This window comes from Proteiniclasticum sp. (genome assembly GCF_003514505.1).
Taxonomy (GTDB): Bacteria; Bacillota; Clostridia; order Clostridiales; family Clostridiaceae; genus Proteiniclasticum.
The window spans coordinates 21,998-44,686 of the sequence record NZ_DOPX01000010.1; the positions used below are offsets into that span (position 1 = coordinate 21,998).

The 22,689-nt window shown below is 47.5% G+C and carries 22 protein-coding genes; 10 read left to right on the forward strand and 12 right to left on the reverse strand.

The features are described 5' to 3' along the window. Positions 1-136: 136 nt before the first annotated feature. Entirely contained in the window at positions 137-1,015 is an 879-nt protein-coding gene (locus tag DEF30_RS02760; RefSeq protein WP_294096259.1) for a radical SAM/SPASM domain-containing protein, read from the forward strand. 121 nt (positions 1,016-1,136) lie between these two features. On the opposite strand, the gene DEF30_RS02765 is transcribed toward DEF30_RS02760, so the two are convergent. From DEF30_RS02765 to DEF30_RS02785, 5 genes are all read right to left on the reverse strand, one after another. Further along, complete coding sequence (locus DEF30_RS02765) at positions 1,137-2,879, reverse strand: ABC transporter substrate-binding protein (protein ID WP_294096261.1); 1,743 nt, start codon at positions 2,877-2,879, stop codon at positions 1,137-1,139. 113 nt (positions 2,880-2,992) lie between these two features. Then, positions 2,993-3,955 (reverse strand): oligopeptide/dipeptide ABC transporter ATP-binding protein, encoded by a 963-nt coding sequence (locus tag DEF30_RS02770; RefSeq protein ID WP_294096263.1) that lies wholly within the window; start codon positions 3,953-3,955, stop codon positions 2,993-2,995. Next, positions 3,933-4,952, reverse strand: a complete 1,020-nt coding sequence (locus DEF30_RS02775) for an ABC transporter ATP-binding protein (RefSeq protein ID WP_294096265.1) — start codon at positions 4,950-4,952, stop codon at positions 3,933-3,935. The genes DEF30_RS02770 and DEF30_RS02775 overlap by 23 nt, the downstream gene beginning before the upstream one ends. Positions 4,953-4,956: 4 nt before the next feature. Then, the gene (locus tag DEF30_RS02780; RefSeq protein ID WP_294096268.1) at positions 4,957-6,027 is read right to left on the reverse strand and encodes an ABC transporter permease; all 1,071 of its coding nucleotides are present in this window, start codon (positions 6,025-6,027) and stop codon (positions 4,957-4,959) included. 12 nt (positions 6,028-6,039) lie between these two features. Further along, positions 6,040-6,951 (reverse strand): ABC transporter permease, encoded by a 912-nt coding sequence (locus DEF30_RS02785; protein ID WP_294096270.1) that lies wholly within the window; start codon positions 6,949-6,951, stop codon positions 6,040-6,042. Between the two features lie 573 nt (positions 6,952-7,524). On the opposite strand from DEF30_RS02785, the gene DEF30_RS02790 reads away from it, so the two are divergent. The 5 genes from DEF30_RS02790 to DEF30_RS02810 all read left to right on the forward strand — a co-directional run bounded on the left by DEF30_RS02790 (position 7,525) and on the right by DEF30_RS02810 (position 12,199). Continuing rightward, positions 7,525-7,962: a pyridoxamine 5'-phosphate oxidase family protein gene (locus DEF30_RS02790; protein ID WP_294096272.1), complete on the forward strand. Its 438-nt coding sequence runs from the start codon at positions 7,525-7,527 to the stop codon at positions 7,960-7,962. Positions 7,963-8,116: 154 nt separating this feature from the next. Beyond that, a complete protein-coding gene (locus DEF30_RS02795) occupies positions 8,117-9,115 on the forward strand; it encodes a hypothetical protein (protein ID WP_294096274.1) in 999 nt (332 codons plus the stop codon). Positions 9,116-9,301: 186 nt separating this feature from the next. Next, positions 9,302-9,793, forward strand: coding sequence for a lipocalin family protein (locus DEF30_RS02800; protein WP_294096275.1), 492 nt, complete (start codon positions 9,302-9,304; stop codon positions 9,791-9,793). Further along, positions 9,780-11,174: a dienelactone hydrolase family protein gene (locus tag DEF30_RS02805; protein WP_294096276.1), complete on the forward strand. Its 1,395-nt coding sequence runs from the start codon at positions 9,780-9,782 to the stop codon at positions 11,172-11,174. Before DEF30_RS02800 ends, DEF30_RS02805 begins: the two co-directional genes overlap by 14 nt. 140 nt (positions 11,175-11,314) lie before the next feature. Continuing rightward, a complete protein-coding gene (locus tag DEF30_RS02810; RefSeq protein ID WP_294096278.1) occupies positions 11,315-12,199 on the forward strand; it encodes a VOC family protein in 885 nt (294 codons plus the stop codon). 92 nt (positions 12,200-12,291) lie between these two features. On the opposite strand, the gene DEF30_RS02815 is transcribed toward DEF30_RS02810, so the two are convergent. After that, positions 12,292-12,645 carry a DUF2200 domain-containing protein gene (locus DEF30_RS02815; RefSeq protein WP_294096360.1) on the reverse strand — a complete coding sequence of 118 codons (354 nt, stop codon included), beginning with the start codon at positions 12,643-12,645 and terminating at the stop codon, positions 12,292-12,294. A 22-nt stretch (positions 12,646-12,667) separates the two neighbouring features. Continuing rightward, positions 12,668-12,910, reverse strand: a complete 243-nt coding sequence (locus DEF30_RS02820; RefSeq protein ID WP_294096280.1) for a hypothetical protein — start codon at positions 12,908-12,910, stop codon at positions 12,668-12,670. 247 nt (positions 12,911-13,157) lie between these two features. Between DEF30_RS02820 and DEF30_RS02825 the strand changes: the two genes are divergently transcribed. From DEF30_RS02825 to argH, 4 genes are all read left to right on the forward strand, one after another. Continuing rightward, complete coding sequence (locus tag DEF30_RS02825) at positions 13,158-14,483, forward strand: DUF1576 domain-containing protein (RefSeq protein ID WP_294096281.1); 1,326 nt, start codon at positions 13,158-13,160, stop codon at positions 14,481-14,483. Then, positions 14,483-14,818, forward strand: a complete 336-nt coding sequence (locus DEF30_RS02830; RefSeq protein ID WP_294096283.1) for a hypothetical protein — start codon at positions 14,483-14,485, stop codon at positions 14,816-14,818. The genes DEF30_RS02825 and DEF30_RS02830 overlap by 1 nt, the downstream gene beginning before the upstream one ends. 254 nt (positions 14,819-15,072) lie before the next feature. After that, positions 15,073-16,599, forward strand: coding sequence for a Na+/H+ antiporter NhaC family protein (locus tag DEF30_RS02835; protein ID WP_294096285.1), 1,527 nt, complete (start codon positions 15,073-15,075; stop codon positions 16,597-16,599). Between the two features lie 24 nt (positions 16,600-16,623). Further along, the gene (gene argH, locus DEF30_RS02840) at positions 16,624-18,012 is read left to right on the forward strand and encodes an argininosuccinate lyase (protein ID WP_294096286.1); all 1,389 of its coding nucleotides are present in this window, start codon (positions 16,624-16,626) and stop codon (positions 18,010-18,012) included. Between the two features lie 75 nt (positions 18,013-18,087). Here argH and DEF30_RS02845 read toward each other — a convergent pair whose 3' ends face one another. From DEF30_RS02845 to DEF30_RS02865, 5 genes are all read right to left on the reverse strand, one after another. Continuing rightward, positions 18,088-18,885 (reverse strand): hypothetical protein, encoded by a 798-nt coding sequence (locus DEF30_RS02845; protein WP_294096288.1) that lies wholly within the window; start codon positions 18,883-18,885, stop codon positions 18,088-18,090. Then, positions 18,878-19,369: an RNA polymerase sigma factor gene (locus DEF30_RS02850; RefSeq protein WP_294096290.1), complete on the reverse strand. Its 492-nt coding sequence runs from the start codon at positions 19,367-19,369 to the stop codon at positions 18,878-18,880. Before DEF30_RS02850 ends, DEF30_RS02845 begins: the two co-directional genes overlap by 8 nt. A gap of 199 nt (positions 19,370-19,568) precedes the next feature. Then, the gene (brnQ, locus tag DEF30_RS02855; protein ID WP_294096291.1) at positions 19,569-20,915 is read right to left on the reverse strand and encodes a branched-chain amino acid transport system II carrier protein; all 1,347 of its coding nucleotides are present in this window, start codon (positions 20,913-20,915) and stop codon (positions 19,569-19,571) included. A 46-nt stretch (positions 20,916-20,961) separates the two neighbouring features. Further along, entirely contained in the window at positions 20,962-21,666 is a 705-nt protein-coding gene (tsaA, locus tag DEF30_RS02860; RefSeq protein WP_294096293.1) for a tRNA (N6-threonylcarbamoyladenosine(37)-N6)-methyltransferase TrmO, read from the reverse strand. A 24-nt stretch (positions 21,667-21,690) separates the two neighbouring features. Then, positions 21,691-22,575, reverse strand: a complete 885-nt coding sequence (locus DEF30_RS02865; protein WP_294096295.1) for an SDR family oxidoreductase — start codon at positions 22,573-22,575, stop codon at positions 21,691-21,693. Between the last annotated feature and the right edge of the window lie 114 nt (positions 22,576-22,689).

Sequence of the window (22,689 nt, forward strand, 5' to 3'; positions counted from 1 at the left end):
GCAGCCACATACTGCCTACTTGACTCTTCAATCTTGTGTACTTCTATAAAATGAGTTCGCTGAAGCTTAGTGTGGAAACTCAAATTCCATGCTAAAATCAGTTCAGATGATTAAATGTAATGGATGGAGAATGAACGTGCCTAAATATAAGAAAATCTATATGGAAATCACCAGCGCCTGCAATCTCTCCTGCAGCTTCTGCCCAGAAACAAAGCGCCCCAAAAGCTTCCTGTCTGTGAAGGAGTTTGAGAGAAGGCTTCATGAAGTCAGACCCTACGCCGACCATCTCTATCTCCACGTGAAAGGAGAGCCTCTCCTTCATCCGCAGCTTGAAACGCTTCTGGATCTCAGCATGGAGAACAATATTAAGGTAAATCTCACCACCAATGGCACCCTTTTATCCAAGCATCGTGAGATGCTTTTGAAAAAACCCGCCCTGAGGCAGGTGAACTTCTCCCTGCACAGTTTGGATGGAAATGAGGAAGAAAGAGACAAGAACTCCTACATGAGGACCATTCTGGACTTTGCCAAAGAGGCTTCTCAAAAAGGACGGCCCATCGTCTCTTTGCGATTCTGGAACATTGACAAATCAGATCTTCTCAGTCTGGATGCGAGAAAAAACCGAGCACTTCTGGAAATCATCGAAAAAGAGTTTCATCTGGACCACCCCATTCTGGAAAAAGTCCAGCCTGGACGGGGCCTGAAGCTTTCAGAAGGGATCTACATCAATCAGGACCACGAGTTCCAGTGGCCGGCCTTAACCGAAGAGGAAGATGATGGAGACGGCTTCTGCTATGGCCTGAAAGACCAGGTGGGAATCCTCACAGACGGCACTGTGGTGCCCTGCTGTCTGGATGGAGAAGGCATCATAAACCTTGGAAACATAAAGGACACGCCCTTTAGAAAGATCATCGAAAGCGGGCGAGCCAAGAACCTGGCAGAAGGGTTCTCAAGAAGAACCGCCGTGGAAGAGCTCTGCAGAAAATGCGGCTACCGGAAACGCTTTGGAAAGTAATCCTAGTCTTCACACTCTGTTTCCATGAACCCATGTTAGACACATACACAATCAAAACAAAAATGATGAAAAGAAAGAAGGGTCAGCACCAAGTGCTGACCCCCCTTTCATTCAAGGAGATTTATTTACCAAACTGAGCATCATTGTTGCCCGAGTCTGATGTCCACATTTCAAGCATGTTGATAGGGTCGTTGAAGTCTGCGATCCATCCATTTCTAGCTACATCGAAGTTACCAGCTTTTCTCTCGTTGAGGAAAACGCTCCACTCCAGAGTCTTGATGGTCATATCAATACCCACAACAGCCAGGTCCTGCTGAATGGCTTCTGCAATGGCTACATGTGCGGAGGACTCATTGGTCACATACTCAAAGCTGAGTGGTGTGGATGCATCCAGCATACCGTCAGCAGTGAATGTGAATCCAGCTTCTTCCAGAAGAGCGATGGCTTCGTCCACAGCTGCATCAGAGTACTCTGGGTCAAAATATCCAACTGTAGCTTCGTCTGGATAGGTGTAATCCGCATCGTTGGTCTTGAACTCGCCGCCATGTCCATCCATCATCTTTGCAGGGATGAAAGCGTTGGCTGGCTGCTGTCCTGTCTGTCCAATATTTTCTGCAATGTATCCTCTGTCTATGAGAAGGGCTAAGGCTTTTCTCATGGCATTGGCCTGTGCAGGAGTCTTGCCTTCAAAGAGGCCGCTCTTGACATTAAAGGTCACATAGTAAGTACCCAGCTGATCCACGATGTTAAATTCTGGGCTGTCTAGAAGTCCAGCGATTTCATCTGTAGGAACGGTATCGATGAACTGAAGGTCTCCGGACTGATATGCTGCAAAAATAGCTGCATCATCATCGCTCAGCATGAATTCCAGTCTTTCAATCATTACCTTGTCAGCGTTGTAATAGTTCGGATTCTTCACATAAACCATACTTTCATTATGGTTCCAGGTCTCCAAAGTGTAGGCGCCGTTGGATACAAATCCAGCTTCCAGTGCCCATGCGCCAGGGTTTGTGGCGTAATCAGCTGGTGCTTCCACAACATCCTTCTTTACAGGAAGATAGGTTGGGAAAGCCACTAGATCCAGGAAGTACGCTGTTGGAGCTGATAAAACAACAGTCAGGGTCTTTCCATCTTCAGATGCAGTCACCTGAAGGTTGTTGTCGTCAAAACCTGCGATGGAGTTGAACATGTAGCTGTAGTCTGCAGCTGTTGCTGGATCTGCAGCTCTTTTCCATGCATACTCAAAATCCTTGGCATTAAGCTCGGATCCGTCGCTCCACTTGAGACCGTCTTTCAGAGTGAACACATAGGTAAGCCCATCTTCTGACTCTGTATAGCTTTCAGCAAGCGCAGGTGCAAGATTTCCTTTGTCATCATAGGTGTAAAGTCCTACAAAAGTATTGGCTGCAAGAGTTGCACCATCCACCGTACTGTTTAGGGCAGGATCCAGTTTGTCCGGCTCACTGGCCAGCTGAAGCTTCAGCACATTATTAGGTGAAGCACCGTACATGAAGTACTTGGTTCCGTATGGATTAGAGTAAATACCTGTCACATCCGGCTTCTGCAGATAAATATCGTTGTAGTAATAAATGGGCACTAACGCGAAGGTTTCCATGAGCATATCTTCTGCTTTATGCATCAGCGCTTCACGGGCAACAAAGTCTGTGCTGGATTTGATTTCTTTGATGAGGGCATCATATTCTGCCCAGTCCAGAGCATCCACCACATCTTCTGCAGGTTCTTCTTCTCCAGGAGTCTCCACAGGAGTTTCTGGGGTTTCAGGAGTTTCCTCTTTCTCTCCGCAGGCAGCAAGCACCGACAAGGACATGAGCGCGGCAAGCAACAACGCTAGGGGCTTTTTCATAGTAATTTCCTCCTTTTTTTCTCGGTCTACCGTAATATGTTATTGATGATTCCCTTGGACTCCATAGAGCCTTCCGGGAAGTCCCCAAAATTACTTCTAGTACTACTCTCCTGCTAGACATTCCAGCAGGCGACAAAGTGCTCCGCGCCACGGTCTATAAGTGGCGGCACTTCCTGTGCACACTTTTCTGTTGCATAGCGGCACCTGGTTCTGAACGAGCAGCCGCTGGGCATTTTCAAGGGACTTGGCACATCCCCTTCCAGTACGATTCTCTGCCTCTCTCGGGCAATCTTCGGATCCGGGATGGGCACAGCAGACAGCAGTGATAGCGTATAAGGATGCACCGGATGACCGTTCAGTTCATCCGCATCTGCAACCTCCACGATTTTCCCAAGATACATCACAGCGATGCGATTGGCCAGGTGATGCACCACAAGAAGATCATGGGCGATGAAGAGATAGGCAACACCAAGTTTACTCTGAAGATCCTCAAACATATTGAGCACCTGGGCCTGGATGGATACATCAAGGGCCGACACCGGCTCATCACAGACGATGAACTTGGGCTCCACCGCAAGGGCTCTGGCGATGCCGATTCTTTGCCTTTGTCCTCCTGAAAATTCATGAGCGTACCGGGCAGCATGCTCGGCGTTGAGTCCCACAAGCTCCATGAGATTCAGGATCTTCTCTCTTCTTTCCCGCTTGTTGCTGTAGAGCTTATGCACATCAAAGGGTTCTCCGATGATGTCTTCCACCGTCATTCTTGGATTCAGCGAGGAGTAAGGATCCTGAAACACCATCTGCATGTTTCTTCTCATGGCGGTGATGTTGTCTTTTGTAACCAGCTCTCCATCAAAATAAACATTGCCTTCTGTCGGCTCATAAAGCCGGACAATGGATCTTCCCACGGTGGTTTTCCCACATCCGGATTCTCCCACAAGGCCTAACGTTTCACCGGGTTTTATTTTGAAGGAGACATCATCCACAGCCTTCAGCATCTGTGTTTTAAACAGACCCATCCGAATGGGAAAATACTGCTTGAGATTTTCCACTTCAATGAGATACTTCTCTTCCATGTTCCTCCTCCTTCCTGCGATCTATGATTTTCTTCACGTTGAGCCAGCAGGCAGCCGCATGAACCCCCTCAAGATGAAGCTCTTCTGGAACTTCCTTGAGGCAGATCTTCATAGCTCGGTCACATCGGCTGGCAAAGGCACATCCCAAAGGCATATTGAGAAGGTTGATGGGGGTTCCTGCGATGGGTTTCAGCCTTTCCTTCACCCTGGTGATATTGGGGATGGAGTTGAGGAGACCTTTGGTATATTCATGGGAAGGTTTATAGAAAATATCATCGGCAGTACCTCTCTCGCAGACACGTCCGCCATACATGACGATGATCTCGTCACACATTTCTGCAATGACCCCCAGATCATGGGTCACCAGGATGATGGCCATGCCAAGCTTTTCCTGAAGCTCCTGCATCAGTTCGAGAATCTGTGCTTGGATGGTTACATCCAGAGCAGTGGTGGGTTCATCGGCGATGAGGATATCCGGTTCACAGGCCAGGGCCATGGCAATCATGACTCTTTGCCGCATGCCGCCGGAAAGTTCATACGGATACTGCTTCACTCTCTTTCTAGGTTCATTGACGCCCACAAGCTCCAGCATCTTCACCGCATGCTCTTTGGCTTCCTTTTTGTTCCGGTTTGTATGAAGAAGGATCGCCTCTTCCAGCTGATTGCCGATGGTGAACACCGGATTGAGGCTTGTCATAGGGTCCTGAAAGATGATGCTGACATTTTTTCCTCTGAAGTTATGGATTCTGTTCTTGTCATACTCCAGAACATTTTCCCCTTTATAATAGATTTCTCCTTCTGTCACCTTTCCTGTATCCGCCAGAATACTCATGATGGAGTAGGCTGTGACGCTTTTTCCGGAACCAGACTCCCCTACAATGCCAAGGATTTTTCCTTTTTCCAGATTGAAGGACACACCATTGACCGCTTGCACCTCACCGGCATCGGTGAAAAATGAGGTGTGGAGATTCTTGACCTCCAGTAAATATTCACTCATATCATCACTTCCTTAACTTTGGATCAAATGCGTCTCTCATGCCATCACCCAGAAGGTTCAAGGACAACACGATGAGACAGATGATGGTGGCAGGGAAAAGAAGCTTATAGGGATAACTCTGAAGACCTTCTCTGGCTGCATTGGCAAGGGATCCCAGGGAAGGCATCGGTGCCTGCACACCAAGTCCTACAAAGCTTAGGAAGCTCTCCGTAAAGATAGCCGAAGGAATCTGAAGTGCTGTGGAGATGATGATGACACTGATGCTGTTGGGCAGAATATGCTTTCTGATGATTCTAGGCGCTTTAGCTCCTACGGCCTTAGCCGCCAGCACATACTCATTCTTCTTGATGGAGAGAATCTGGCCTCTGACAAGTCTTGCCATACCCACCCAGTAAAGAAGTCCAAAGACCAGGAATATACTGATCATGTTGCTGCCCAGCCGGTCCACAAGACCTCCTCCGGCGCTTTGAAGCACCTGGTCGAGAACCACAGAAAGCAAGATGATGATCAGCATATCCGGCAGAGAATAGATGATGTCGACGATTCTCATCATGATGAGATCCGCCCGGCCTCCCACATACCCAGAAATACTGCCATAGAGAAGTCCAATGACCAGCACGATGAGACTGGCAAAAAGACCTACACTCAAGGATACTCTAGTGCCATAGACCACACGGATGAAGTAATCTCTAGAGAGGGCATCTGTCCCAAAAATATGAGGAAAGACCTCTCCGCCATTTTCTATATACTCCTGTTCCAGCTCTGAGTACTCAAAGGGTTTTAAGTTCTTCGCCCCACGGTCTCTCTTGCCATCGACTGAAATGATTTCTGAATACTTATAGGGCACCACCATGGGAGCCACCAGAATGGTCACAACGATGATGGATAACACCACCAGACTAAATACCGCCAAAGGGTTTTTCAGAAGCTTTCTGATCCCATCTCGAAAGAATGTGGTGGACTCTCCCATCACTTCCTGCTGAAGCTTCTCTTCCTCTGTAGCCAGCTCAAACACGCTGGGATCCAGCTGCAGACTGAGGCTGTTTTTTATAGTTGTACGTTCCACGCTTTGCATCTGATCTCCCTCCTAATCGAAACTGATTCTTGGATCCACAAGCTTATACACCAGGTCACTGATGAGATTGGCAATGACCATCAGGGTCGCTAGAAAAATGGTTGTTGCCATGATCATGGGATAATCCCGGTTGGTAATTCCGCTGACAAACTTAGAACCAAGTCCTCCAATGGTGAAAACAGATTCCACCACCAGGCTGCCCGTAAGGATATACGCTGTCATGGGTCCCACATAGGTGACAATGGGAATCAGGGCATTTCTAAGCGCATGCTTAAAAATAATCTTCCACTGGGCAACGCCCTTGGCCTTAGCAGTCCTTATGTAATCCTGTCCTAAGGCATCCAGCATGCTGCTTTTGGTAAGCCTTGTGATATAGGCCATGGGATACAGTGAAAGGGCAATGACTGGAAGAATATAGTTTGTGGATTCCGCACTCCAGACCTGAATCCATCCAAGCTGAATGGAAAAGACAAGGAGAAGCAGCGTCGCCAGCACAAAACTTGGAACTGCTGTGGACAAAGTGGAGAAGAAGATGATCAGCCGGTCCGGCAGCTTGTTTCTTGTCAGAGCTGCGAGGCTTCCCATAACAAGGCCCACGGTCAGCGCCACCACAACAGCCATGCCCCCCAGCCTTGCGGAAATGGAAAAGGACTCCGTGATGGTCAGGGCGATGTCTCTTCCTGTTTTGATGGAAACACCAAAATCTCCTTGAAGAATGTTTCCAAGATAGAGCACATACTGTTCCGGCACCGACTTATCCAGGTTGAAACGTGCTTCCAGCACAGCCTTTACCGCTTCACTGGGTGCCTTCTCCTTGGAAAAGGGTCCTCCAGGAATCGCATTCATGGTGAAAAATGTGATGGCTGTGATGATGAATACTGTAAGAGCCGCCAGGCCCACACGTTTTACTACATACCGAAGCACTTAAACCCCTCCTTCTACCTTCAGGATTTCCATTGAAACGGCAGAAATCCTGTGTTATTGATACCAATATTATTCCTCTATTAACATTTTGTCAATAATATTAAACTCTTGATAATAACCTGATAATCCCAAAACAATCTGAATTGCATAAAACCTCATCATCAACGACCTTTTTTGTCCTCATAAGGAATACATCTGTATATAGCACATGGCTGCATATTACCTGCTATGTTGCATAATTACGTTTACATAAATGTTTACACAGATATCTGTTTGAATAATCAGAAAATTATACTTTTAATAAATCTTTATAGAGAAGACATGTTCCTGATCAGGACATTTTACACCTTTGCCTTTTCTCTGACTTCAGTCCAAAGAAAAATGAAGAATTCACGGATTTTTTGTGAATAGATTAACGAGTTTTTTTGGAACTTTAAGCTCTCTTCTCAGTCCTCGTTCCAAGAGAGAGATCTTCCTCATCACGAAGGATGGCTTTTTCTATTTCTCTTCCTGGTATTCATTCCGAATTCTTCTTGAGATGGTATAATATATAAAATTAAATGAGGTGATTTTATGTCCATGGAACACTGCATCCAAATGGTTAGAGAAAACAGTTTCTGTGTTCTCTCCACATCCAAAAACAATCTGCCCAACAGTTCCCTGATGCTGTACCTTTCCAGTGAAAAAGGAGATACGCTCTACATGGTGACCCGAAGAGGCAGCCTGAAACATACAAATGTCATAGAAAACCCTGAAGTCAGCCTGCTCATCGACACCAGGGAGAACATTAAGAGCAGCTACAGCCATGTGCGGGCCCTCACCGCTTACGGTAAGGCCTCCATTATTGAAGATAAGGAAGAGGAGGAAAAAATCCTGACTCTCCTTACAGAAAAGCATCCAGGCCTTTCTTTCTTCAAATCCATGGAAGATGCCTGCATCATCAAAGTCACCGCGAAAAAATTCCTCTACCTGGATGGTATAGAAGATGCGAAGTACTATACCTTCTCGTAAGAAGTATCTTCAGATCTGACTTGCATTGGGTATGACCGTAAGGAATCCTCCGTAACCTGTTCATCATATGAAAATAAATATGATGCAACGGCCCACCTGGCAATCTCTTTGTGGTACACTTGAAAACAGTGAAAAAAATGATAAGGGAGAAATTATGGATTATATATTTTGTAATATCAGCTGGATGAAATACTACAACGGCATCACCAGGGAGGACCAGCCAAGGCATGGGGGCCATCTCATCAAGGACCCTTCCGATGTATTTGAAAAAGACAACTTCCGGGACTTCAACGGAAACTGCTATGGTTATGTACGCACGGGAGGGGACATTTTACTGGACAAGCATTTCCGCAGCGTCCCTCAGGGCGCCAAAGAGCTTCAGGGGGTCACGGTGGTGTTTACTGCCGCCCTCAACGAAGAGGAATCCCGCATCGTGGGCTGGTATGAAAATGCCACGGTCTATCGGGAAATGGTAAGCCTTCCCCTTTATGAAGAGGACTACCTGTATTTTAACTTCAAAGCAAAAGTCACAGACTGCACCCTTCTTCCAGAAGAGCAGCGGACTTTCTCCATCAAAAGATCCAAATCCTCCACACCGCAAAAAGGTGCCTCTAAATCCAATCTTTGGTATGCAAAATCCGAGTACGGAAGGACCGAGTTCATTCCAAAGGTCCACAGCTTTATCAGAGACTACGAAGGTCCCAAGGTTGCCATCGCTATCCTTGAGAACCTGAAAGAAGCACTGCCTATGGAAGATCTTTCTTTGGTTTCCTATGAAGATTTACTGAAAACTGCTGATGACCTCTATGAGGAAGAGCACTATAAAGAAGCGGTCCTTTACTATCAGGCCGCCCTTCTGAAAGAAGCAACCTATGAGGCAGGGTTTGGCCTGGCCAATGCTTACTGCCAGCTGAACGCTTTCAGTGAGACCATCCGCATCGCAGAGGATCTTCTAAAAACCTTCGGGGAGAGCCGCGAACTCATAGAGCTTCTATATGTGGCCAGTGATGTGATTTTGGAGAAAGATAAAGCACCCGGATACTTCAGACGGCTCAACGAACTGGAAGGCACACCTCTTTCAGATCGGGAGTACTATGATTACCTCAATGAAGTGACCGATCTTTTCCGCTCCTATGGACAGTATTTACGCTAATATGATAGAAAACGCACTCGGTAGATGCCACGATATAGGCGCATCCACCCGGTGCGTTTTGTCCTTTCCAGAGTTTCATCCGCCTTCCCCTTCAGACTGTCATAGAAAAGGCGTTTTATGGAGCAGTACATGTTTTTGTGATACCATGAGAAAAAGGTATTATTGATTGGAATGAGGTTGAAGTGTATGTTCTGGAAAAAACAAGAAACACCCATCCCCACTGTGAAAGAACTGGATCTAACGAAGTATCTCGGACTCTGGTTTGAAATCGGAAAGCTGCCGCAAAGAGAACAAAGACAGCTTACTCACGTCACCGCCCGGTATCATCTGGATGAAAAGGGCATTCTTCGGGTGCACAATACAGGCTATAGAAACGGCAAGAAGGTTGGCATCCGGGGCAAAGCCTGGATCCGGGACAGTAAAACCCCCGGCGCCCTTTATGTGCAGTTTTTCTGGCCCTTCAAAGGGGAATATAACGTCATTAAGGTTCCAGAGGATTACCGCTACGCCGTTGTCGTCGGAAAAAGCAAGGAGAGTCTCTGGATTCTTGCCAGAGAGAGAACCCTGCCCAAAGAAGATCTCCGGGAGATTCTTGATTTTCTGAAAGCCCATGGCATCGACACGAAGCGTATCCTGAAAACCAATCAGAAGGAGGAGAGGCAGCATGGAGCTCTTTAGACAGATGAAAACCCATCCGATTCTTCTCGGAATCCTTCTCGTCTTGCCAGTGCTCTTTCTTCTCCTTGGAAAACCCCGGTGGCAGTTCTATCCCCTTTACGCATTGTTTCTTCTGACACTTTGCATCTTTTTCCTAAGATCCCTGGGTATTACTGAACCCTCCAAAGGGACAAACAGGTTCTACCTGATCCTAGGCGGCAGTCTCCTTCTTCTTTTCCTCCTCTTTTCCGCCGTGTTCCCAAAGATGAAGATCAAAGAACCGGAAGGTCCCTACCAGGTGGGCACAAAGATCTACCTGCTGGAAGACACCTCCCGGGATGAGCCCTATACAGAGGATCCGGAAGATCACCGGCAGATTGCCTATCAGATTTGGTACCCTGCAGAAAAAATTGACGGGTACCAAAAAGTAAAATGGATCACAGAAGGTAAAACTCTTACCAGAACTTTAGCAGAAAGCTTCCGGTTTCCCGCCTTCCTTTTGGACCACACCGCAGAAATCTATGGCAATGCCTATTTAGATGCCCCGCAGCTTCCAGCAGATACGCCTTACCCCGTGGTTCTCATTTCTCACGGATGGCAAGGATTCCGGCAGCTTCATACGGATTTTGCTGAACATCTGGCGTCTTACGGATTCATTGCCATTTCCATAGACCACACCTACGGGTCTCAAGCCGTACCACTGAAGGACGGCTCCACAGCACTGCTGAAAAAAGAAGCCCTCCCCAGCAGAGTCTCTGCGGAAGCCTTCCAAAAGGCCTCTTCCCTTCTTATGAGCACCTATGGTGAAGATGTCCTTAGTGTTCTGGAGGATCTAACCCGGCAGAAAGAGGAGAAGGATCCCTTCTTCCATGCCATGAATCTCAGCTCCGTGGGCGTCCTTGGACATTCTACCGGTGGCGGCGGGGACGTCTATGCCGCTCAGAAAGACCCTAGAATTTCTGCCCTACTTGGTCTGGACGCGTGGCTGGAACCCCTGGGAGGAGATGCTCTTTCCCAAGGCCTCTCCATTCCGGCGCTTTTTGTAAGAAGCAGCCAGTGGTCTGAAGGACCCAACAATCTTCATCTCAGAACCCTTTTATCCGCAAGCAGTGAGGCTTCTTTGTTTGAGATGAGAGAGACCAACCATGTGGACTTCTCCATGGCCTATATGTACTCCCCCATTTCCCCCTACATCGGTTTTTCCGGAAAACTGGGGCCAGAAAAGTCCTCTGAAATCCAGAAGGCCCTTCTTTTGTCCTTCTTCCATAAAACTCTTGGCGGAAAAAATATCCCGGGGATTTTGCCTCTAGAAGATGTGCTTTCCCGGTATAAGGACCTTCTCCCCATCCAAGAAGAAGATCTTCCTTCACTATGGAGACCAGCCAGGGAAAGAAGCTTCTGATTCCCGATGTAACATGCTTTTTTAGTGATTTCCACAGCCGTTCATGAAACGTTTGCTGTTTCGTATCCGTTCTGATATTGAACATCTTTCTTCTCTTTTATATTGTAAAAGCAACCTATGGAAAAAGAGGAGGTACATCCATGAAAAATATTGTTCCGCATCTGTGGTTTGACAAGGAAGCGAAAGAAGCCGTCACCTTCTATATGAGCCTGTTTGAAGACTCCAGAATGCTCCGGGATATTGTCATCGAAGACACTCCATCCGGAGATGCGCCCCTTCACTATTTCACCTTAGCCGGTCAGGAATTTGCGGCCATCAGCGGCGGTCCCTACTTCAGACTCAATCCGTCTGTGTCCTTCATGGTCCAGTGCAAAGAAAAAGAAGAGGTGGACCGGTTGTGGAACGCCTTTGCAGAGGGTGGAGAAGTGCTCATGGAACTGAACAGCTATCCCTTCTCCCCTTATTATGGATGGATCCAGGACCGGTTTGGGCTTTCCTGGCAGCTCTCTTTGGTGGAAACAGAGCCCATCTCTCAAAAAATCCTGCCCTGTCTGCTGTTTGCGAAAGACGTCTGCGGCAAGGCAGAAGAAGCGGCAAACTTCTATGCATCGGTCTTTCCAGAAAGCTCCGTGGATTTTGTCAGCTTCTATCAGGAGGGAGAGGCCTCTAGCGCTAAAGCCAAAGTGAACTATCTGCAGTTCTCCCTGCAGAAGATGCTTTTCACCGCCATGGATCATGCCATGGAAGGAGAAGAGATCTTCACTGAAGCCCTCTCTTTCATTGTGAACTGCAAGGACCAGGAAGAGATTGATTACTTCTGGGACCATCTTTCCTACGTGAAAGAAGCGGAGCAGTGTGGATGGATCAAAGACAAATACGGGCTTTCCTGGCAGATTGTTCCAGAGGACTTTGACGACATCTTTGTCACAGGATCAAAAGAGGAAGTGAGAAGAGTAACAGAAGCCCTTCTTGAAATGAAGAAGCTGGACATAGAAGCTTTAGAAAAAGCCCGGCTGGGTGAATAAATGAAATAGAGCAGAGAGTCTTGGGTGTATCTACCGCAAAACTCTCTGGTCTCTCTTTTCTATAGGTTCATTTCATCTTTTCCAAAAAAGACTTACGCCTCTCTTAGAATTTTCTCCATGGCCTTTCCTTTGGCCAGTTCATCGATGAGTTTATCCAAGTAACGGACTTCTCTCATGAGAGGATCTTCAATCTCTTCCACCCGCACACCACAGATGACTCCTTTAATGAGGGTTCTATTGGGATGAAGCTTTGGTGCTTCCTGAAAAAAGTGCTCCACCGTTTTCTCTTCCCTCAGCACTTTTTGGAGCCCTTCCTCATCATACCCTGTCATCCAGAGGATGATCTTATCCACTTCTTCTTTTGTTCTTCCTTTTTTCTCCGCCTTGGCCACATACATGGGATAGATTCTTCCAAAGCTCATACTGAAGACTTTGTGTGTCATAATAAACCTCCGTTATTACTTGAAACTAGAAAAGTCTCATGGCAAACCAGTACACCACATAGAGGATGAGAAGAATTGCTACAATCCCGGTGAGGTTCCGGTAAAGGCGCTTACGGCGCTGGGCTTTATAGGAAAAGTCTTCCTTGTCCCTTTTTTCCTCATCGGGAAGCTCCATCCGGTTCTTCTCTTTTCTTGCCTGCTCTTTGATTTCCACTTCCTGCCCCACCCGATTCGCCACATGCCGGTTCTGATCGAAATTGAAACTCATGCTGATCCTCCTCTCCTTTTTTTTGCTGTTCTTTGCACTCATTTTACCACGAGCTGAAAACCAAGGGAAACAAAAGTCTTTTCAGGGCAGTCCTTTTGAATCTCTTTTCGTTTGGGACTTGTATCTATCCGCAACTCAGCCCATTATGAATTTATGAATTTTTACTTTACACCGATTCTTTTTCTTTGCGAAAGTCAGATGATTTGATATACTAATTAAAAATTTATACAAAGAAGGAGAATCCTACGTGGCAACAACAACTGCTCTACCACGAAAAAAAATACAGTCAAGAAATAAAGTCTCTCAGGACATTCCTGATATTCCACAAAGAACCAGAGAACTGTTTCTTTATGCCATTTCCCTCTTCAGTCTTCTCACAGGTTTCTTTTTTAACTCTCCCAAAGAGATCCTTGATGGTCTCCTTCGGATTCAGCTGTCCCCCAGCGTTCTATTGTCCGATTTCATGGAGATTGGAAACATTGGCGCTGCTTTTGTCAACAGCGCGCTCATGATGCTGCTTTATACCCGGGTGGCCAAACGGAGCGGAACCCTTGTGAGTGGACCGCTCATGGCTTCTCTTCTCACCATTGGCGGCTTCGCGTTCTTTGGTAAAAATCTATACAACAGCATTCCCATTGTGACGGGTGTGTTCCTCCATGCGAAATACCGAAGAGAGCCCTTTGGGAAATTCATCCTGCCTGCTTTCTTTGGCACCGCTGTAGGCCCCATCGTAAGCCAGATCTCATTTGGATTTGTACTCCCTCATACGGGCAGTATGATCCTAGGAATTGCCGCAGGACTCTTCGCAGGGTTTATTCTCCCTCCCCTTGCCAGCCAGTTTATCAGGTTCCATCAAGGATACAGCCTCTACAACATGGGCTTCACTGGTGGCATTGTGGGTATGCTGTTTATGAGCATCATGCGTGCCTTCGCCTTGGAGAACAACCGGGAGGTCCTGCTTTTAAAAGAATCCTCCTCCTATCTTATGGCCTATCTTCTCCTGCTTTTTTCAGGAATGGTTCTCTTTGGCGTCAGCCATGACAGGAACTGGCCCAAGAGGCTTCTGCATCTCTTTAAAAAGCCAGGGCAGCTGGTGTCAGATTTTACTGCATCAGACGGTTTTTCCGTCACCGTTCTCAACATGGGCCTACTGGGCTTTTTGTCCTTGGGATACCTGTATCTTGCTGGCGGAACCCTCAATGGACCTGTCTTCGGAGGAATCTTCACCGTGGTTGGATTTGGCGCATTTGGAAAACATGTGAAGAATGTGATTCCAGTCATGGCCGGGGTCTACCTGTCCAATTTTGTGTTCCATTGGGAAGTGTCCTCCATCAGTTCTCTCCTGGCCGCTCTTTTTGCCACAAATCTTGCACCCATCGCCGGCGCTTATGGCATCCTCCCTGGACTTCTGGCCGGATTCATCCATATGGCTGTTGTGATGAATGTGGGGGATCTGCACGGCGGTATGAACCTCTACAACAACGGATTCTCCGGAGGGTTTGTCGCAGCCATCCTGGTGCCGATTCTGGATGCACTGAACATCAATAAATATACCTGGGAGGAAGATCTGTAATGGACAACAAACTGCGCTCTGTAAAAATTCTGGAGGAAGTTCTTGGATATTTTCTGCACCACGGGGTGGAAAAACTCGACATCTCCTTTTTCTCCGACGATAAGAAACTCATCATTACAGTGAGAGGATCCACAGATGTGGAACCCCAGGATCTTCCCCAGCTGATAAGGCTTCTCAATGAACCACGAAAGCCTGAATATGAGGAATATTACTGGAGCCTTCTGGGGGCTTCCAGCAAAAGACAGGAACTGCATCTTTTGGGCTCTCTGGTGGATTGCGGAGCCGGTTCTTTTAAAGATCATACGCTCACCATCCACGTGGAACGAGATTACTAAATACTCAGCAACATGCATAGATGAATAAAATCTATGCATGTTTTTTTATTGCTCTGAAAACGTATAACCTTATTTTAAGCCATTTTTATCTCTTGACTTCTAAATCTTATCCGGATATTATGTATAAATAGTGCATTTTATGCATAAATATTCTAACCCAAAGGAGGACCCGGAGACATGGCAAGTACCATCTCCTTCAGCAGAAGGCTCAAACTCAATACCAATCAAAGCTAAAAAATGGAGGAATGATCAACATGCCAAATTTCGGTTTTCTATCTTTAGTCCCAGTGATTCTTGCAGTCACCATTGCCATCAAGTATAAAAACGTCGTGCTGGCTCTCTTTGTCAGTGTGCTCACCGGGGTCCTCATCCTTGTGAACTTCTCTCCCGTCACTGCCCTGACGGAAATGATTGGCACTTACTTCTTCGCTCAGCTTCAGGATTCCTATAATGCAGGGGTTCTGGTCCTTCTGGTCTTCATCGGCGGGTTCATCGCCCTCATGGAAAAGTCCGGCGGAGCCTTGGCTTTTGCTGCCAAAGCCTCCCAGGTCATAAAGACCAGAGCGAAAGTCCAGCTGGCGGCCTGGATCGGTGGCATCATCATTTTCTTCTCTGATCTTGGCACCCCCCTTATCGTAGGCCCCATCTTCGAGCCTCTTTTTGACAAGCTGAAGGTATCCAAAGAGAAGCTGGCCTACATCATCGACTCTACGGCCTCTCCTGTGGCGGTTCTTGTGCCTTTCATCGGCTGGGGCGTTTACATCATGGGTCTCATCCAAAAAGAGTATGAGCTTCTGGGCGTTTCTGAATCTGACTGGACGGCCTTCATAAAGTCCATCCCTTTCAACATCTACTCCATTCTTGCAGTTTTCTTAGTCCCCCTCATCGCCTTCAGCGGCTATGAGTTCGGCGCCATGGCGAAAGCTGAGAAAAGAGTCCAGGAAACAGGTGAGAAGTACTGGTCCACTTCAAAGCCCATGCGAAAAACAGATCAGATGGAGGTGAAAGAAAGTAAATCTTCCCTGGTGTTTCTTCCACTCCTGGTTCTTTTTGTCACTCTTTTTGGCATTCTAGCTCCTTTGGGATTCCCTTTCAAGCAGGTGCCTGGAAGTGCCTTTAGAAGCGCACTGAGTACTGGATATCTTCTGGCCTCCGCGGTACTGATCCTCATGATGGTCTACCACAAGGTGAAAAGCTTTGAAGAAACCTTCTCCATCTATCTGGGTGGTATGGCGAAGATGATGAACGTGGCAGTGATTCTTGTCCTCGCCTGGTCCTTGAGCGCAGTGAGCAAAGAGCTTGGCACATCTAGCTACATTGTCAGCATTGCCAGCGGATCTCTTCCTGCATTTCTGGTTCCCGCTGTGACCTTTCTCCTTGGCGCAGTCCTCTCCTTTGCCACCGGAAGCTCCTGGGGCACCTACGCCATCCTGATGCCACTTGTGATCCCCATGGCTACGGCTTTAGGCGCACCGCTTTATGCCTCCATCGGCGCTGTCCTTTCCGGAGGAATGTTCGGAGACCACTGCTCCCCCATCTCAGACACCACCATCCTGGCGTCTTCCGGAGCAGGCTGTGATCACGTGGACCATGTGAAAACACAGCTGCCTTACGCGCTCCTGAACGGAACAGCTGCACTCATCGGATATCTCTGTGCAGGAGTAACTGGCAGCGCACTTTCTGTGGTCTTATCGCTGATTCTTGTCACCGTGCTGTATGTCGCAGGGTCCAAGTATAAAGGGGTACGCATCCACGAAGAGAAAAAACTGCACGCAGCCTAGTGAAACTGAAGGAGGAAAAGAAACTTGAAAAATCTATGGAGCAGCCGCTTCAAAAAAGAAATGAACCAGATGGTGGAGGAGTTCAACGCTTCCATCACCTTTGATAAGACCCTCTACAGACAGGACATCAGAGGCAGCATTGCCCATGCCACGATGCTTCAGAAGATGGGGCACCTAAGCCCCCATGAACTGGAAGCCATCGTCCAGGGCCTCTCTGATATCGAAAAGAAAATCACCTCAGGAGAGCTCATCTTCACCTACAAAGATGAGGACATCCACATGGCCATCGAAAGCCAGCTCATCAAAGACATTGGAGACACCGGAAGAAAGCTCCATACCGCCCGAAGCCGGAACGACCAGGTGATCCTGGATGTGAGGCTGTATCTGAAGGAAGAGATGGAGGAAATTTTTGAGATTCTCAAAGGACTTCTTGAAACCCTCCTTCATCAGGCAGAAGCCACCAAAGAAGTGCTGATGCCTGGCTTCACACACCTGCAGCATGCGCAGCCTGTCACCGTAGGCTTTCATCTCATGGCCTACTTCCAGCAGTTTAAAAGAGATCTCATGAGGCTTCAGGGATGCTATGAAAGAACCGACGAGAATCCATTAGGCGCCTGCGCTTTGGCAGGTACCACCATCCCCATTGACCGTCAATACACCGCAGAGCTCCTTGGATTTAAGACCGTCACTGAAAACGCCATGGACACTGTATCAGACAGAGACTTTATTGTGGAGTTTCTGAGCTTTTCTTCTCTGTTCATGGCTCATCTCAGCCGGATTTCCGAAGAATTCATCCTGTGGAATGCCCAGGAGTTCAGCTTCATCGAGATCGATGACGGATTCTGCACCGGCAGCAGCATCATGCCTCAAAAAAAGAACCCGGATATTCCTGAGCTCATCCGTGGAAAGACCGGACGGGTCTATGGCCATCTCATGGGGCTTCTCACAGTGCTGAAAGGGCTTCCCATGGCCTTCAACAAAGACCTCCAAGAAGACAAGGAAGCGCTCTTTGATACGGTGAAAACCATCAAGACCTCCGCCATAATCTTCACGGAAATGCTGGAAAACACAGCGTTTAAAGCACCGGACATGAAAAAGCACATGGGAAAAGGCTTCCTCCAGGCTACGGATCTTGCTGAACACCTGGTCCTTCAGGGCATCCCCTTCAGAACCTGTCACGAACTGGTGGGAAAAGCCGTAAAGTACTGTGAAGAGCATCATCTAACCCTGGAGGACCTGTCAGAAGAGTCTCTTTTACTCATTGATCCTCGCCTTTCCGGCATTCCCCTGCCGGACCTTTCCATGGAAGGCTCCATAGAGAGACGAAACTCCTATGGCAGCACCGCTCCAAAAGATGTGGAGCGCCAGATTGCATCCGGTTGGGCACTGCTGGAATCCCTCACCATAATATAATAACGAAAAGAGAGTCCCCACATCAACGAACGTCTGATGTGGGGACTCTTTCCTTATGTCTTCAGTTATGTCTTCTCATTGGCCGAGATAGGTTTCTGCCAGTTTTTCCAGATCCTTCTCAAAGCGGTCATCTTCCCGAAGCTTCATGGTGCCATAATAGCCATAGCCTTCCTCCGTATCCATCTCCACCACCTTGGCTTCTTCTGTATCCAGAGAAGTGTAATGATCTGGATACAGGTACTGACCATCCTTGGTCATCTGAATCTGAGGAGAAAAGGGGTAAAGCACGGAATAGACTTCCTTCCCCTCTTCTTCTCTAAGCGTCAGCGGAATCAGATATGTTCTATCCACCTGGAGCTTCTCCACACTGCCTGCCAAAGAGGTATAGGTATAAAGGTCATTCGTGACGGTAATGCTCTTTCCTTCTTCCACACCTTCAGAGGGCCCATAGACTTTACTGACCAGCACTGTGTATATGACTTTATCATTTTCAAAGGCGATTTCCGTGACGGTTCCTTTGATGAAGGCCGCGCTTTCCGTAAGAAGCTCTTCCGTAAAGGGCATGATCTTTCCACTTTGCCCTTCCATCGGTTCTGGGGCTTCCACAAGGACAGGCTCTTCAAAGAGCAGATTGCTGTATTTTACAGTTCCTGGTTCTCCACCGGGATTCTTTCCCATCAGGCTGTTGCCTGCAAGAATCACGGCCAAAAGGGCAAAAGCGGCTACGGTTCCATATAAGGGTTTTCTATTTTTCTTTTGATCCATGGTGAACACCTCATCTTCTTTATTTGTCAGTTTTTCCATCAGCTCTTCCTGATGTTTTTTCCTGGGTTCTACGTTTTTCCAGAGATTCCTGTATTCTTCCCTAGACATAACCATCCTCCTTCTCCAGTTCTTCTTTTAAAAGCTTTCTGCCTCTTGTGAGCTGCATTTTCACTGCAGACTCTTTCAGACCAAGAAGCTTCGCCACATCTGTAATTTTCAGATCCTCATAATAATGAAGATGCAGCACCGTGCGGTACTTTTGGGGCAGACGATGGAGCACTTCTTTCAGTACGTCTTCTTCAGGGGAGGATACATATCCGTCCTGATCCTGAAGCGGCATCTTCTGCACTTTGGAGAGAAGAGAAAAGAGGCTGCTGCTGCAGTTCATGGTGACCCGCAAAAACCATGCTTTCTCATGGTCTGCGTTCTCAAATACCGGCCGCGTCCGAACATAGCGCAGGAACACTTCCTGGGTCACATCCTCGGCGTCATGGCGGTTTTTTGTTCTGGCATAGGCCAGTTTAAACACTCTATCGTACTGGTTCAGAATGACCGTCTGAATCCCGGGTTCATGGTGGTCTTCTCTTTGCAAGTTCCTTCCTCCCTTCTCTCTTTACTAGGAATACTGTGGAAACTGAAAAAAAGTCACAAGGGTGAAAAAATACTTGAAGATGAGGTGTCAAAGGATCTTTTCACTGGGCTTCTCTTCTTATGGTGAGAAAATCATAGCAGAAGGAGCTGCGCTCTACAATGAAAAAAGCTCCGGTTTCCCGAAGCTCCTACACATTTTATTATTGATGGGACTTTCGAAGCTGCGCATACAAAGCGCCCACGAAAGCACCAAGAGCCGCCGGAAGAATCCACCCAAGTCCAAGATCATAAAGAGGCAGATATTCTTTATAAAACTCCAGAATGCTGCTAAAGAAGCCCAAGGAAACGGAAGGCATAAACTGTAGAAGCGACACGTACCCATCCAGGATGCTGACAGCAAAGGTGAGAAGAATCGCCATGAGAAACACTGGCCTTTTCAGGGGCAGGATTCCCGACAAAAGACTAAGAAGGATCAGCACAATGGCTACGGGATAGATGGTCATAAGCACCGGCACTGCCAGCTGGATGATCTTCGTGAGGCCAAAGTTTGCCACCAGTAAAGACACCAGTGTAAGAACCCGCACGTAGGTTTTATAAGAGAATCTCCCGAAGGTCTCTTTGAAAAACTCGCTGCAAGAAATGATGAGACCGATGCTGGTTTTGAGGCAGGCCAGTACAATGATGACTGCAAGAAGCACAGCTCCATAGTCTCCAAAATAATGCTTTGCCACGGCGGAAAATACCTGTCCGCCATTTTCAAAGGTGCCAAGAATCCCTACACTGGATGCACCCATATAGACAATGAGTCCATAGATGAGCGCCATGAGCGCCATGGCAAAGACTCCTGAAATCAGTGTGGCTTTGGCCATATCCTTCTGAGAGGTGATGCCTCTTCCTTTTAAAGCCTGGATGACCACGATGCCAAAGGCAAGAGAAGCCAGCGCATCCATGGTGTTGTACCCTTCTTTAAACCCGGTGACAAAGCTTTCCTTCACATAGGTCCCTAAAGGGCTCTGAAAACTCCCCATGGGCTTCAGAAGACTCGTGAGAATAAGAAAAAAAAGGAAGAGAAGAAACAGCGGCGTCAGATATTTTCCGATATAGTCCACGATTTTTCCTGGTTTTAAGGAGTAGTAGTACACCAGGGAGAAAAACAGCAGGCTGAACAGGAACAGAAAAAGGCCAGACTGTCCTTCTTTGAGATAGGGCTCAAACCCCACCACAAAAGGAACCGTAGCCGTTCTTGGGATGGCAAAAAATGGTCCGATGGTGAGATACAGTGCCACTGAAAAAATCAGGGAGAACACTGGATGCACCTTATCTGCCAGTTCTTTCAGACCACTGGCGCCAGAAAGACCCATGGCCAGGATGCCTAAAAATGGAAGACCGATGGCGGTGGTGAGAAATCCTGCTAAAGCACCAAAGAACTCTGTCCCTGCACTTTGTCCCATCTGAATGGGAAAAACCAGATTTCCCGCACCAAAGAACATGCCAAAGAGCATGGTGCCGACAATGATGTACGTTGAAGTATTGTTTTTCTTGTTCAAAGTATTTCCTCTTTCTATAAAATAATAAAATATCCTTCCTATTCTATCATAGGATCTCCACTGAAAGCACCGTGAGATCAAGATCTTCCACACGGAACCTGACGTTCATTCCCCCGAAGCTTAGGCCATAGACTCTTTCGGGATCGTTCTGATAAGAAGGTCTTGGGTCTTCTTTCAGCACCGAAACCAGGGCTGCATACTTTTCTGGAATGATTTTATCCACAAGCTCTTTGGGAATATCCACAGAAAGTTTTGGCTTTTCCACTTCAAAGATCCCGCACCGGGCTTCCTCATGGCTGTCTGAATAAGGCAGATAAGGCTTGATGTCCACAATGGGGGTTCCATCCATAAGATCTGCCCCTTGCACCAAAAGAACCGGTCCCTTCATCGGATCCATCTCCACCCCTTTCAGCTTCACAGCAGAAAGACCCAGATGGTTTGGCCTAAAAGGAGATCTTGTGGCAAAAACACCCAGTCTCTTGTTTCCTCCAAGCCTTGGTGGCCTTACCGTCGGTGTCCATCCTCCCTCCACAGCTTCTGAGAACTGCCAGATGAGCCACAGATGGGTGAAGTTCTCCATGCCTTTCACTGCATCCTCTGTTCTGTAGCCTGGTTCAAAGACGATCCTTCCTTCTAAATCCTCCACAAGGCCACCCTGCCTTGGAATGCCGAACTTTGAGGGAAAATCCGTCTCAATCCTTGCAATGATGTCTATTTCGATTTTTTGATTTTCTGTTGTTTCTTCCTTCATATTCCGCACCTTTCTTTTTATCCGTTAAGCACCGGAGTGCTCCTTATTTCGTTTCAGTTTCTCTTCTATCTTCTTGAAAGATACTCCCGTGAAGTCCTCCGTCCACTGAAAAAGCTTTTTTGAAAACTCTTCGTCCCGGGCTTTTCTGGAAACCTTCGCCGGTTTTCCATTGTAGAAGTATTCTCCAGTGATCCCTTCCACAGAAGGGTCTGTGGCCAAATACACCGCCGTGGCCGCCCCTTCCTCAGGGCTTCTGAAAAACGGCTTCAGAAGCTTCGTGATGCTTTTTCCAAACCCAGTCTCCCGGTTTACGCCCATGTTGGTGGCGACAGCACCAGGATGGCAGCTGTTCACAGTAATACCATATGGAGCAAGCTTCTTTGAGAGCTCTTTGGCAAAGAGCACATTGGCAAGCTTCGACTGTCCATAGGCTTTGAAAGGACGAAAGCTCTTTTCAAGGGAGAGATCCTCAAAATAAATATCTCCCCATTTATGGGCACCGGAGGCCACCTGAACGATGCGGCTTCCTTTGTGGAGCCTTTCAAGAAGAAGGAGGGTCAAAAGAAAATGTCCCACATGGTTCACCCCAAACTGCATCTCCAGTCCTTCTTTCGAAAGCTCTCTTTGGGTGGTGATGACCCCAGCGTTATTCAGCATCACGTCTATTTTCTCATAGGTTTCTCCAATGAAGGACGCTGCCCTTCGGACGGACTGAAGATCCGACAGATCGCAGAGAATCAGATGAAAGCATCCCGGCTGCTCTTCATTCAGCATTTTGAAGGCTTCGTTTCCTCTTTTTTCACTGCGGACCAGCATCAACACAAAATATCCTTTTCTTGCCAGCATCCTGGCAGAAGCCATCCCCATGCCTGAATTTGCGCCGGTCACCAGGGCGATCTTCTTCTCCATACTCATTTCCCCTTTGCTTTATGCCATGACTTTTCTTTCTATCTTATCACAGTTCGTCCCGTTTCAATATTGCGGAAACATCAGAGATCCTCAGCCTGTCTTCCTCACTCCGCA

Excerpts from the sequence above, each read along its gene's own strand:
- DEF30_RS02765 (WP_294096261.1), bottom strand. The coding sequence starts at position 2,879 with ATGAAAAAGCCCCTAGCGTTGTTGCTTGCCGCGCTCATGTCCTTGTCG.
- DEF30_RS02770 (WP_294096263.1), bottom strand. The coding sequence starts at position 3,955 with ATGGAAGAGAAGTATCTCATTGAAGTGGAAAATCTCAAGCAGTATTTT.
- DEF30_RS02775 (WP_294096265.1), bottom strand. The coding sequence starts at position 4,952 with ATGAGTGAATATTTACTGGAGGTCAAGAATCTCCACACCTCATTTTTC.
- DEF30_RS02780 (WP_294096268.1), bottom strand. The coding sequence starts at position 6,027 with ATGCAAAGCGTGGAACGTACAACTATAAAAAACAGCCTCAGTCTGCAG.
- DEF30_RS02790 (WP_294096272.1), top strand. The coding sequence starts at position 7,525 with ATGTCCATGGAACACTGCATCCAAATGGTTAGAGAAAACAGTTTCTGT.
- DEF30_RS02795 (WP_294096274.1), top strand. The coding sequence starts at position 8,117 with ATGGATTATATATTTTGTAATATCAGCTGGATGAAATACTACAACGGC.
- DEF30_RS02800 (WP_294096275.1), top strand. The coding sequence starts at position 9,302 with ATGTTCTGGAAAAAACAAGAAACACCCATCCCCACTGTGAAAGAACTG.
- DEF30_RS02805 (WP_294096276.1), top strand. The coding sequence starts at position 9,780 with ATGGAGCTCTTTAGACAGATGAAAACCCATCCGATTCTTCTCGGAATC.
- DEF30_RS02810 (WP_294096278.1), top strand. The coding sequence starts at position 11,315 with ATGAAAAATATTGTTCCGCATCTGTGGTTTGACAAGGAAGCGAAAGAA.
- DEF30_RS02820 (WP_294096280.1), bottom strand. The coding sequence starts at position 12,910 with ATGAGTTTCAATTTCGATCAGAACCGGCATGTGGCGAATCGGGTGGGG.
- DEF30_RS02830 (WP_294096283.1), top strand. The coding sequence starts at position 14,483 with ATGGACAACAAACTGCGCTCTGTAAAAATTCTGGAGGAAGTTCTTGGA.
- DEF30_RS02835 (WP_294096285.1), top strand. The coding sequence starts at position 15,073 with ATGCCAAATTTCGGTTTTCTATCTTTAGTCCCAGTGATTCTTGCAGTC.
- DEF30_RS02845 (WP_294096288.1), bottom strand. The coding sequence starts at position 18,885 with ATGTCTAGGGAAGAATACAGGAATCTCTGGAAAAACGTAGAACCCAGG.
- tsaA (WP_294096293.1), bottom strand. The coding sequence starts at position 21,666 with ATGAAGGAAGAAACAACAGAAAATCAAAAAATCGAAATAGACATCATT.
- DEF30_RS02865 (WP_294096295.1), bottom strand. The coding sequence starts at position 22,575 with ATGGAGAAGAAGATCGCCCTGGTGACCGGCGCAAATTCAGGCATGGGG.